Origin of the sequence: Streptomyces sp. NPDC050164, assembly GCF_044459945.1 — a bacterium.
Taxonomy (GTDB): Bacteria; Actinomycetota; Actinomycetes; order Streptomycetales; family Streptomycetaceae; genus Streptomyces; species Streptomyces coeruleorubidus_A.
Map to the genome: position 1 here is coordinate 51,981 of NZ_JBITJK010000041.1, position 11,293 is coordinate 63,273.

Below are 11,293 nucleotides of genomic sequence, written 5' to 3' on the forward strand. Positions count from 1 at the left end.
GGCCCCGGCCCGGGAGGCGTCAGCTGCTGCTGACGGTCAGGTTGTTCGTGGTGAAGTTGAGTCCGCCGGACGACGAGGTGACCTCGTAGCCGAATTGGACGTCACCGATGGTCTCGTTGCCCATCCAGCGCTTGGTGTCCTTGATCCACTTCAGGATAGGCAGGATGTTGACGGTGCCGGAGTTGGAGTCGGACGTCCGCAGGAACGAGAAGACCTCGTTGCTGCCGTTGCTGCCCTTGTAGACGTTCCAGGTGTGGCCGCCGAGGCTGACGGAGCCCTGGGAGGTGCCGATCGGGCCGACGGCTCCGTTGTAGTTCACCCAGAGCATGATCTCGTAGTCGTAGTCCGTGTCCCAGACGTCGTACGACGAGTTGTACGCGCCGGACGACGGGACGGAGACGTTGTAGTTGCTGGAGAGGGAGCGCAGCGAGTCGATCGACTTGTTGATCACCTTCTTGGAGTTCGGGTACGACTTGATGCCACCGGTGTTGGGGTGGTTGGCCCAGACACCCCAGTTGGTGCCGGAGTTGGCCCAGATGCACTGGCTGCCGGCGCCGGAGCCCCAGATGTTGTTGTAGAGCGTGTAGCCGTTCAGGCTCGTGTTGCCCCACCGGTCGCAGGAGTTCCAGACGGCGGCGGAGGCGGGGGCGGAGGCGAGCCCTATGGTGGCGCCGAGTGCCAGGGCGGGGGCGAGCAGGGCTTTGGTGATCCTGCTCAAAGTGCGTGATGCCATGGTGTCCCTTCCATGGGTGGGGGGATGGGGGGGAACTACCACGCCCTCAGGGTGAGGACGTGGTCTTCTCCGGCGACCAGGTGGAGGGATTCCGTGCCGGAGGAAGTCCGCAGTTCGACGCGGTGGGTGCGGCCCGGCCGGATGACGGCGCTCGCGCCGTCCGGGGACCAGGTGAGGTCGATCTCGGCTCCGAACCGGGTGCGCACACCGCGCAGTGCGCCGCTGGGGTAGGCCGCCGGCAGCGCGGGCAGCAGGACCAGCCGGTCCGGGGTCGACTGCACGAGCATCTCGATCAGCACGGCGGGCAGGGTGTGCGCGGCGTCGGCGTTGTAGACGTCCCGCTTCGGGTAGTGGGCGCTCATCAGGGAGGCGTGGAAGAAGTCGCCGCCCAGGACCTGGCCGAGGGCGTGGGCGACGCGGTCGCCGTCCCTGAGCCGGGCCGCGATGAGCGCGTGGTGCAGATGGCCGTGCGCGGAGTCGTTCTCGGCGCCGCGCAGTTCGAGGGCGCGGTGCGCGGCGGCCGCGAGCCCGGGGGTGTCGTAGGGGGTGATCTCGTCGAGCGGCCAGACGCCGTAGAGGTGGCTCAGGTGGCGGTGGTCGTAGGAGTCCGTGAGGCCCGGCCAGGCCCACTCCGCCAGGGCTCCGTCCTCGTTGATCCGATGCGGTGGGAGCCGGTCGGCCAGGGCCTGCCAGCGGTCGGCGCCGGGGCCCGGGTGGTAGGCGGCGGCCGTGCGCAGGGCGTGGCGGGCCGCGGAGAGGTCCATGGCCGCGTTGAGGGTGCCCCAGCTCGCGTTCGCGGGCCTGTTCTCGGGTGAGTAGGACGGGACGACGACGAGGTGGCCGTTCTCGTCCGTCCTGGTGAGGAAGTCCTCGTAGAACAGGGCGACTTCGGCGAGCGCGGCGGTGGTGCGCGGATCGCGGGTGCCGTGGGTCTCGTCGTGGTCGACGAGCGGTTTGAGCAGCCAGTCGGCGCCGGCGGTCCACAGGTGCAGCGGGTATTCGCGGCTGAAGTGGTACGAGTGGCCGGACTCGCCGTCGGTGTGACCGGGTGCGACGACGCCCCGGGCACCGAAGATCGCGCGGGCGTTGTCGCGCCAGTCGGGCAACTGGCGGTGGATCAGGTTCGCGTGGGCCTCCGTGACCTCGGGGAGGGCGGCGGCAGCGGCCGAGGCGGCCTGGAGGTTGAGGTTGGCGTCGTTGGTGAACGCACCCGACCAGGCCGTGTTCCAGTCGCCGGTCCACAGTCCGGTCAGGCGGGGCGGGAAGAGGCCGCTCGCGGACAGCAGGTGGTAGCGGCCGGCCGCGAACAGGCGCTCCAGCAGGGCGGCGCTGCGGGGCCGCTTCAGCAATTCCGAGCCCGGCAGGGCCCGTTCGGCGGGGTCGGCGGCCAGGTCGAGGGTGAGGCGCTCGTAGGCGGTGCGGTGCGAGGCGGTGTGGCGGTCGAGGAGTTCGCCGTACTCGGTGAGCAGGTCGCGCAGGGCGCGCCCCTCGGCGACCACGTCCAGTTCGCCGGTGTGGCGGTGCACCCGGGTGAGGAGCAGCACGGAGCGGGCTCCCTCGACGTGCGCGCCGGGGGGCGCGAGGGTCGTCGTGCCGCCCGTGACGGCGAGCAGGGTGATGCCGGTGCAGGCCAGGTCGCTGTCCGGGTAGCGGGCGCGCAGGCTCAGCAGGGCGCCCTCGGGGGTGAGGACGGCTCCGTGGCCGACGCCCAGTCCGGCGGGGGCGCCGGGCAGCCGGTGGTCCAGGTCGATGTCGAGGGTGAGGCCGGGCCCGGTGACCTGCTGGACGATCACGTCGTCGGCGCGGGAGACGAAGACGCGGCTGGTCCAGCCGGTGCAGGCCGCCCGTACGACACCGGTGGTGAAGTCGACGTCGCGCCGGTAGACGGGGCAGTCGCCCGACGCCTGGCGCAGCCGGACCTGGAAAGCGGGGTGGAAGGGCTGCACCCACTGGAGCGGCCGTCCGTCCGTGAAGCTCTCGGCCGCGGTCGTGTCGCCCGCCAGGAGGCGGTCCTGGAGGGCGGGGAGGCCGGCGGCGAGCTGCGGCGGCCGGGGGTCCCTGCCGTTGGGCCGCACCAGGGTGTGGTGCGTGACGACGACCCGCTCGTCGTTCGGCTCACCGAACACGAGGGCGCCGTGGTGGCCGTTGCCGCTCAGGAAGCCGTCCTCCCAGCGAGCGGCCGGGTGCGGCTCCCACGTGCCGTGGACGGGTGCGGAGCCGGTCATGGCCGCAGCACCGCCGCCCCGTAGCGGCCGAGGGTGACCCGGTCGGTGACGGCCGTCCCCGTCAGCAGGTCGTGGTGGGTGCCGGGCACCTCGACGGTCACCGGCTCGCGGCCGTGGTTGAGCACGAACAGCACCTCGCCCCTCAGGACGGCCTCGACCTGCTCGGGGAGGCCGTCGAGGACCGGCCGGACGCCCGCGTCGCCGGCGATCCGGGCCAGCAGCTCGCGCAGGGCCTCCGGCTCCGGGAGCGTGGAGACGTACCAGGCCCGGCCCTTGCGCAGTACGGCCGGCATGCCGTCCAGTTCGCCGCCCTTGTAGCAGGTCGTGTCGTCGGGGTCGGCGGGCTCGATCTCCTCGGACCACAGCGTGCCGCGGAAGCCCTCGCACGCGACGGTCTGGTCCGCGTCCAGCGGCCACCACTCGTGCAGTGTGCGGATGCCGAACAGCTCCCGCAGCCGGGCGTCCATGCCGCCGGGGCGCACCCGGTCGTCCTCGTCGGCGACGCCGGTCAGGAAGCCGCAGACGAGGGTGCCGCCGCCACGGGCGTAGGCGAGGAGGTTGTCGACCGCCGCGTCGGTGAGCGCGTACAGCTGGGGCACGACGACCACCGAGTACGGCGTCAGGTCGTGCTCGGGGTGGGCGAAGTCGCAGGTGAGGTGCGCCTGCCAGAGGGCCTGGTGCCAGGCGCGCAGGACGTCCGGGTAGTCCACCTGGCTGGACAGGCGGCCGTCCTGGGCGCCGGCCCACCAGGCGTTCCAGTCGTGCAGGACCGCGATGTTCGCGGTGATGTGCCGGCCGGCCACCTGGGGGGCGATCTTCGCCAGGTCCGCGCCGAGCTGCTTGACCTCCTGGTACGTACGGCCCTCCTCCCCCGCGTGGCTGACCATGCCGGAGTGGAACTTCTCCGCGCCCTGCCGGGACTGCCGCCACTGGAAGTAGCAGACGGCGTCGGCGCCCCGGGCCACGGCCTGGAGGGACCACAGCCGGTTGAGTCCGCGCGGCTTGGGGTGGTTCACACCCCGCCAGTTGACCGGCCCGGCCGCCTGCTCCATGAGCATCCACGGGCCGCGTGCCTGGGAGCGGGTCATGTCCTGGACGAGGGCGCCGTTCTGGGCGCCGAGCGGGTCGCGCGGGTCCGGGTAGAGGTCGACGGAGACGACGTCCTCCTCCTCGGCCCAGCGCCACGCGTCCTGCCCGAACCACAGCGGCATGAAGTTGCTGGTGACCGGCAGGTGCGGGGTGTGACGCCGGACGATGTCCCGCTCGGCGGTGTAACACTCCAGGAGCATGTCGGAGGTGAAGCGCCTGAAGTCCAGGACCTGGGCGGGGTTGCGCATGTAGTGGGGCAGGCGGGGCGGCAGGATGCCGTCCCAGCAGTCGTAGCCCTGGCTCCAGAAGGCGGTGCCCCAGGCCTCGTTGAGGGCGTCGAGGGTGCCGTACTTCTCGCGCAGCCAGCGGCGGAAGGCGGCCGCGGCCTCGTCGCCGTAGTCGAAGGTGCAGTACTCGTTGTTGATGTGCCACATCGTCAGGGCCGGGTGGCCGCCGTAGCGGGCGGCCAGGTCCTCGGTGATGGCGGCGGCGTAGCGCCGGTAGGTGGCGCTGGAGTGCGAGAAGTGCTGGCGGCCGCCCCACCACTCGGTGCGGCCGTCCTCGGTGACGGGCAGGGTGTCGGGGTGCAGCCGGCCCATCCAGGGCGGGGGCGAGGAGGTGGGGGTGGCGAGGACGACACCGATGCCGCCCTCGTGCATCAGGTCCATCAGCGTGTCCAGCCAGCCGAACTCCCGTGCCCCGGGCTCCGGTTCCAGCTTCGACCACGAGAACACCCCGAGGGTGACGGAGTTGACGCCGGCGTCCTTCATCAGCCGGACGTCCTCGAGCCAGGTCTCCTGCGGCCACTGTTCCGGGTTGTAGTCGCCGCCGAAGAGGAGACGCCCGCGGGTGGCATCGCTCAGGCCGGGCTGTTTCCTCCCGGTCATGAGGCGGGCTCCCCGTACTGCACTCCGCGCCCGTTGGTGGCGATGTAGACCCGGCCGTAGACGCGCGGGTCACCGGCGATGGCCGCGCCGATCCAGCCCCACTGGTGCTGGTCGTCGTTGATCCGCGTCCAGGTCTTCGCCTCGTCGTCGGAGCGGTAGACGGCGGTGATGGTCTCGGTGGAGCCGACCATGTAGACCGCCGGGTAGGAGGCGCCCTCGGCCGCCTTGCCGAAGCCGAGCGTGTACGACGCCCAGCAGCTGCCGACCTTGGTGAAGGTCGCGCCGCCGTCGGTGGAGCGGTACAGCCCGTTCCACTTCAGGCTCAGCCACAGGTCGCCGGAGCGGCCGGGGGCCGCGACGAGCCGGAACTCGGTGTCGCCCGAGTTCAGGCCGGTGGCCCGGGCGGTGAAGGTCAGGCCGCCGTCGGTGCTGGCGTGCAGTGTGCCGGTGGCGGTGTCGAAGGCGTAGAAGCGCTTCGGATCGACCGGGTCCGCGACCGGGGCGGCGCCCTTCGGGTAGGAGGTGACCTCGGTCCAGGTGGCGCCGTTGTCCGCCGAGCGGTGGGCCGGGTACGTGGTGCCGTCCCAGTGCGCGAAGGACCACAGCAGCACGCTGCCGTCGGCGTTGGTGGCGATCGGCCCCGGCGCGTCCTTGGCGATGGCGGGCTGCGCCTTGAAGGGCGCCCAGGTCTTGCCGCCGTCGTTCGAGTAGGCGCCGTTGCCGTGGTCGCCCCACCCGGCCCGCACGACGTACGAGGGCTTGGCCGCGGCCAGCGCGAGTCCGGTCGTCGTACCGAACACCGGGTTCGACGCCATGCCGCGCGAGGGGGACGCCGTGAGCCGCTCGTGGTACATGACGCCGACGTCGCCGGAGCCGCTGATCAGATGCGCCTCGCCGGTCGGAGGCGAGACCAGCTGCCGTATGGACGCCTCCTCCAGGCCGCGGATCTGCGGGGCCCAGTTCTTGAGGTCACGGGTGCCGTAGAGGGTCGCGCCGGTGCCGTAGACGATGTGCTCGGAGTCGAACGGGTCGAGGCCGACGGCCTGGATCCACCAGCCGAACTTGGGCTTGTCGGCGCCCCACTTGAGGTAGGGGGTCTCGGAGACGTCGAAGACGGCCCTGTCCTTCAGGGACGTCCAGGTGCGGCCGCCGTTCGTGGAGCGGAAGACGGTGTCGATGTCGGCCCAGCGGTTGTTGGTGGAGACGACGAGCGTGCCGGGGCGACGGGCGTCCACGGCGACACCGCCGTAGCCGAAGCTGTCGGCGGACCCGTCGGCGGTGGTGCCGCCCGGCTTCACCGGCGTGACCTCGCTCCACTTGCCGCTGGTGGTGCGCAGCTTGTGCACGCTGCCGTCGGACTGGCCGTTGGGGCCGGGGGCGTTGGCGTACGTCACGTACAGCTCGCACGTATGCCGGTCGTACGCGGCGCGGACCGGGACCTTGGCGGCGGTGCCGGCGGGCTGCCCGGGGACGGCCTTCCAGGTGGTGCCGTCGGCGGTTCTGTAGAGGTTCGCCAAGGTGCCGTCGGAGTCGCCCCAGCCGGCGTAGACGGTGCGGCCCGCGGCGACGAGGAGGGTGATGCCCTGGCCGGTGGCGCTGGGGGCGGCCGGGAAGCTCACGGCCTTCCAGGTGGCGCCCCGGTCGGTCGACTTGAGCAGCCCGTCGTGCCGGGTGCCGAGCCAGAGGGTGTCACTGTCGCGCGGGTCGACGAGCAGCCGCTCCCCGCAGCCGCGCCCGTCCTCGTTGGCCCCGAGCTTCACGGTGAGGTCGGTGCGCTTCCAGGTGGCCCCCCGGTCTTCGGAGCGCAGCACGGCCCCGTTGCCGGCCCAGGACTGGGCGTAGGTGCCGAGGGCGAGGTACAGCCGGTTCGGGTGGGCCGGGTCGACGGCCATGGCCTCGACGCCGAGGAGGTTCCAGTCGTCCCAGCCGATGTGGTCGGTGAGCGGGATCCAGCGGTCGGTCCGGTCGTCCCAGCGGTAGGCGCCGCCGATGTCGGTGCGGGCGTAGGCGAGGCCGCGGACGGTGGGGTGGAAGAGGACGCCGGTCACGAATCCGGTGCCGCCCTGGACGACATTGCGCCAGCGGTAGGCACCGCCTGCGGCGGGGGCGGCGGCCTGCGCCTGCCCCTGGAGGACCGGAAGGGCAGCGACCGCGGCCGTGGCGGCGGTCCCGGCGAGCACAGCGCGTCTGCTGAGGGGGAACGTGCGCATGACATACCTCGGTTCTTGCAAAAGAGTTGGGGAAAGGCTTGAAGGGCGCGGGGAACCGCGCGACAAGCCACAACGCAGCGGCACACGACAAACAACCGACAGCCCTACGGCGAGAACTCACACAAGGGGCATCACCCCTTGACGGCCCCCGTGAGCATGCCCTTCTTGAAATGCTTCTGGACGAACGGCGAGATCACGGCAACCGGCAGCAACGCCATCACCATCACGGCCATCTGAATAGCCAGCCCGGAAATCTGCCCCGTCTTGATCGCCTGGCTCGCCCCCACCGGCGCCTCCTGCTTCTGCACCAGCTGAATCATGACGTTCTGCAACGGCATCATGTCCTGGTCACTGAGGTAGATCGACGCGTTGAACCACGCACTCCAGTACCCGACCGCGTAGAACAACGTGATCACCGCGACCACGGCCCGCGAGAGCGGAAGGACGATCTGCCACAGGATCCGCCAGTCCCCCGCCCCGTCGATCCGCGCGCTGTCGATCAGCTCCGGGGAGATCCCCATGAAGAACGCGCGCAGGACCAGGATGTTGAAGACACTGACCGCGCTCGGCAGGATCAGCGCGAGGTACGTGTCCGTCAGCCCCAGCGACTGCACCAGCAGATACGTCGGAATGAGCCCGGCCCCGAAGAACATCGTCGCGAGCAACGTCATCAGCAGCCAGCGATGCCCGAGCGACCCGCTCCGGGACAGCCCGTACGCCGCGAGAACCGACACCGTCATCGAGAACAGCGTGCCGGCCAGCGTGACGCCCACGCTGACGATCGCCGCCCGGGTCACCTGCCCGCCGCTCAGCAGCTCCTGGTAGGCGATGAAGGTGATGTCCTTCGGGATCATCACCAGCCCGCCGGCCTCGGTGATGGTCTTCTTCGAGGACAGGCTCGTGACGATGACGATCCACAGCGGGAACAGCACGGCGAGACAGGCGCCGACCAGGACGATGCCCTTGCCGGCGACCCCGGCCTTGCTGGGCTCCTCCTCCCAGACGGGCCTCGGCGGAGCCTCCCACCAGCGGGGTTCACGCGCCGCCTCCTCGATGGCGGCCTTGTCCATGACGGCGGTCACTTCTTGTACACCCCCTGCTCGCCCATGAAGTGGGCCACCTTGTTCGCGGCGAGGACGAGGGCCACGCTCACCAGGCCCTTGATCAGCCCCGCGGCGGCCGCGTAGCCGAAGTCCTGGTTGCGGACGCCGTTCCACCAGACGTAGGTGTCGAGGACCTCCGCCGCCCCTGGCCCCACCGCGTCGCGTTGCAGCAGGATCTGCTCGAAGCCGACCGTGAGCGCGTCACCGACCCGCAGCACCAGCAGCAGGGCGATCACGGGCCGCAGCGCGGGCAGCGTGACGTGCCACATGCGGCGCCAGCGCCCGGCCCCGTCCATGGCCGCCGCCTCGTACAGGTCGGGGCTCACGGAGGCGAGCGCGGCGAGGAAGACGATGATGCCCCAGCCCGCGTCCTTCCAGACGCCCTCCGCCGTCACCAGGAACTTGAAGATCCCGGGATCGGTCATGAGGTCGAAGCCCTCGTACCCGCGCTGCCGCAACGTCTGCGCGATGATGCCGGCGCCGCCGAAGATCTGCTGGAAGACGGTGATGACCAGCACCCAGGAGAAGAAGTGCGGCAGGTAGAGGATCGCCTGCGACACCGCCCGGATCCGGGGCCTGATCACGCTGTTGATGAGCAGCGCGAGCAGGATGGGGACCGGGAAGAACAGCACCAGCTGGAGGAAGAACAGCACGAACGTGTTCTGCACGGCGTCCCAGAACGCCGAGTCCGCGAAGACCCGCTGGAACTGCTCGAAGCCCACCCAAGGGCTCTCCAGCATGGCGATGAAGCCGTTGTCGCTGACGTACGGATCGTAATCCTGGAAAGCGACGACGTTGCCCAGGATCGGTATGTAGTTGAAGACCAGGACCAGCGCGACGGCCGGCAGGGTCATGAGGATCAGTGTGCGGTCGCGGCGGAACCGCAACCGGAGGCTCAGCCTGCCGGAGAGTTTCTTCTCCGGCCCCTCCCCGGGGGCGTCCGCCGCCCGGGGAGCCGCCTCGGTCTTCTTCGCCTCGGCCCTGCTGCGAGGCACCGTGCTGTGGGACACGGCTTTCTCCTTGCCTCAGGCCCGGGTCACTGCGCGGAACCGTTGTCGTCGTGCAGCTTCTGGTACCAGTCGCGCAGCTTGTCGCCGCCCTGCTTCTTCCAGTCGGAGACGGCCTGCTGCATGTCGCTGATCTTCTTGCGGCCGCGGACGACGTCGTCCTCCAGCTGCTCGAAGTCGTTGGAGAGGTTGGTGTAGCGGGCGGGCTCGGTGATCTGCATGCCCCAGAAGGTGGACTTCTTGGTGAAGGCGCCCATCCGCTGCTGCCACTCCACCTGCTCCTTCGCGATGTCCGGGAGGTCCGGGTGCGCGATGGTGGGGGCGGGGCTGGCGAGCATCACGTAGGCGTTCATGACCTCCTGGTTGCCCTTGTCGTTCTTGGTGGGCACCCCGTCCTTGACGGTGTAGTGCGTGCCCTCGACCCCGTAGTTGGTGAGCATGTACTCCTTGGTGCCGTACGGGGCGGCGGTGACGTTGGCGGCGGCCAGGATGTCCTCGATGACCGCCTTGGAGGCCTTCTTGTTGACGAAGGCGAAGATGCCCGCGGGCGATCCGGCCCACAGCGTGGGGTCGCCGCCGTCGGCGCCGAAGATGTCCATGCCGGAGATACGGAAGTCGGGGTTCTGGCCGATCTGCTCGGCCATCTTGCCCCACCAGTCCGAGATGTTCTGGTTGTACATCAGGACCTGACCGGAGGTGAAACGGTCAGCCGCGGTGCCCTGGTTGACGGCCTTGGCGTCGGGGTGGACCACACCCGCCGAGTACAGCTTGCGCGTCCACTCCAGCGCCTCGAGGTACTCCTCCGTCTCGACGCGGTAGAGCATCTTGCCGTCGGTCAGGTTCCAGCCGAGCGGCTTCTCGCTGCCGGAGAGCACTCCGAAGATGTTGAAGGCGGTCCACTTCATGTCGTCGCAGGCCCACACCTTGGCCTTGGGCCGGGTGATCTCCTTGGCGAGGGCGAGGAACTCGTCCGGGGACTTGGGGAGTTCCCAGCCCTCCTTGTCGAAGATGTCCTTGCGGTAGAAGGGCACGATGCCGACGACGGACGGGGCGGGCTGGGGCAGGCCGCGCAGCTTGCCGCCGAAGATGGAGTACTGCCAGGCGCCACTCGGGATGGCCGCGAGGTTCGGGTACTTCTTGATCGCGTCCCCGGACAGGTACGGCCCGAGATCGACGAACTTGCTGATGATGGCGCTGGGTATCTTGCCGCCCATGTTCCAGCTGGGGATGACCACGACGTCCGGCACGTCGCTGGAGGCGAGGACCGCGCCGAGCTTCTCGTCGTAGGTCACGCCGTCCTGGTTCTGCCAGGTGATGTCGACGCCGATCAGGTCGTTCATCGCCTTGTAGTAGGCGTTGCCGCCCTTCGGCGGAGTCCCCCAGAACGGCGACATGATCTTGATCGAGCTGCCCTTGCCGAGCTTCTTCGGCACCGAGGTCTTGAGGTCGGCGAGGTCGAGCTTGCTGGTGAAGCCCATCGCCGAGCCGTTCTTGGACGGGATGTCCGGCGTCACCACATTGCTGGCGACGTACGCCGGCAGCAGCTTCTTGGCGTTCTTGCCGGCCGTGGTGCCGTCCCGCCCCCCGCTGTCCGACCCGCCACAGGCGGCGAGCAGCGGCATCCCGCCCGCCACCGCTGCGGTGGCGACCGCCGTGGAGGCGAGGAAACTTCTCCGGCTCGGTCCGGAGGAGGCGGAGGCGGCGTTCGGCGTCATTGCGTCAACCCTTCATGGCGCACCAGGACACCCGGCGGTGGGCCGTCGGCTGCGGTGTCTCGAGTGGAACTGGCTGAGCCGAAGCGATACTCCGACGCGTGACGAGGAATGCGCACCACCTGGTGGCGGACTTCACAGTCGAAGCGCTTCGATGTTGCTGCGAGGTTAAGTGAACACCCAGGGGTGCACAAGGGGCGATTCCAAGATTCCTCCGAGGTATGCACGATCGCGACCTGAGTCCTATGCCGCTTGGAATGCCGCCGAATGCCGCGAGTTGTTGCGCCGAGGTGTCTTGACACCCGCCCCCACGTCGAATGAGCATCG

Annotated in this window: 7 protein-coding genes; all 7 read right to left on the bottom strand. The window is 70.0% G+C overall.

Annotated features, from left to right (window positions below; all coding sequences use genetic code 11):
- Window positions 1-19: 19 nt before the first annotated feature.
- The 7 genes from ACIBNA_RS36960 to ACIBNA_RS36990 all read right to left on the bottom strand — a co-directional run bounded on the left by ACIBNA_RS36960 (window position 20) and on the right by ACIBNA_RS36990 (window position 10,969).
- Window positions 20-733 carry a hypothetical protein gene (locus ACIBNA_RS36960; RefSeq protein WP_399169585.1) on the bottom strand — a complete coding sequence of 238 codons (714 nt, stop codon included), beginning with the start codon at window positions 731-733 and terminating at the stop codon, window positions 20-22.
- 35 nt (window positions 734-768) lie between these two features.
- Window positions 769-2,958 carry a glycosyl hydrolase family 95 catalytic domain-containing protein gene (locus ACIBNA_RS36965; protein ID WP_399169586.1) on the bottom strand — a complete coding sequence of 730 codons (2,190 nt, stop codon included), beginning with the start codon at window positions 2,956-2,958 and terminating at the stop codon, window positions 769-771.
- Entirely contained in the window at window positions 2,955-4,934 is a 1,980-nt protein-coding gene (locus tag ACIBNA_RS36970) for a beta-galactosidase (protein ID WP_399169588.1), read from the bottom strand. The genes ACIBNA_RS36965 and ACIBNA_RS36970 overlap by 4 nt, the downstream gene beginning before the upstream one ends.
- Complete coding sequence (locus ACIBNA_RS36975) at window positions 4,931-7,144, bottom strand: WD40/YVTN/BNR-like repeat-containing protein (protein ID WP_399169589.1); 2,214 nt, start codon at window positions 7,142-7,144, stop codon at window positions 4,931-4,933. Before ACIBNA_RS36975 ends, ACIBNA_RS36970 begins: the two co-directional genes overlap by 4 nt.
- Window positions 7,145-7,275: 131 nt before the next feature.
- Window positions 7,276-8,214 carry a carbohydrate ABC transporter permease gene (locus ACIBNA_RS36980; protein WP_399169613.1) on the bottom strand — a complete coding sequence of 313 codons (939 nt, stop codon included), beginning with the start codon at window positions 8,212-8,214 and terminating at the stop codon, window positions 7,276-7,278.
- Between the two features lie 8 nt (window positions 8,215-8,222).
- Window positions 8,223-9,257, bottom strand: a complete 1,035-nt coding sequence (locus ACIBNA_RS36985; protein WP_399169590.1) for an ABC transporter permease — start codon at window positions 9,255-9,257, stop codon at window positions 8,223-8,225.
- A gap of 26 nt (window positions 9,258-9,283) precedes the next feature.
- Window positions 9,284-10,969: an extracellular solute-binding protein gene (locus ACIBNA_RS36990; protein ID WP_399169591.1), complete on the bottom strand. Its 1,686-nt coding sequence runs from the start codon at window positions 10,967-10,969 to the stop codon at window positions 9,284-9,286.
- Window positions 10,970-11,293: the final 324 nt, after the last annotated feature.

What these genes read in the sequence shown, in the direction of transcription:
- ACIBNA_RS36960 (WP_399169585.1), bottom strand. Translation starts at nt 733, where the DNA reads ATGGCATCACGCACTTTGAGCAGGATCACCAAAGCCCTGCTCGCCCCC.
- ACIBNA_RS36965 (WP_399169586.1), bottom strand. Translation starts at nt 2,958, where the DNA reads ATGACCGGCTCCGCACCCGTCCACGGCACGTGGGAGCCGCACCCGGCC.
- ACIBNA_RS36970 (WP_399169588.1), bottom strand. Translation starts at nt 4,934, where the DNA reads ATGACCGGGAGGAAACAGCCCGGCCTGAGCGATGCCACCCGCGGGCGT.
- ACIBNA_RS36975 (WP_399169589.1), bottom strand. Translation starts at nt 7,144, where the DNA reads ATGCGCACGTTCCCCCTCAGCAGACGCGCTGTGCTCGCCGGGACCGCC.
- ACIBNA_RS36980 (WP_399169613.1), bottom strand. Translation starts at nt 8,214, where the DNA reads ATGGACAAGGCCGCCATCGAGGAGGCGGCGCGTGAACCCCGCTGGTGG.
- ACIBNA_RS36990 (WP_399169591.1), bottom strand. Translation starts at nt 10,969, where the DNA reads ATGACGCCGAACGCCGCCTCCGCCTCCTCCGGACCGAGCCGGAGAAGT.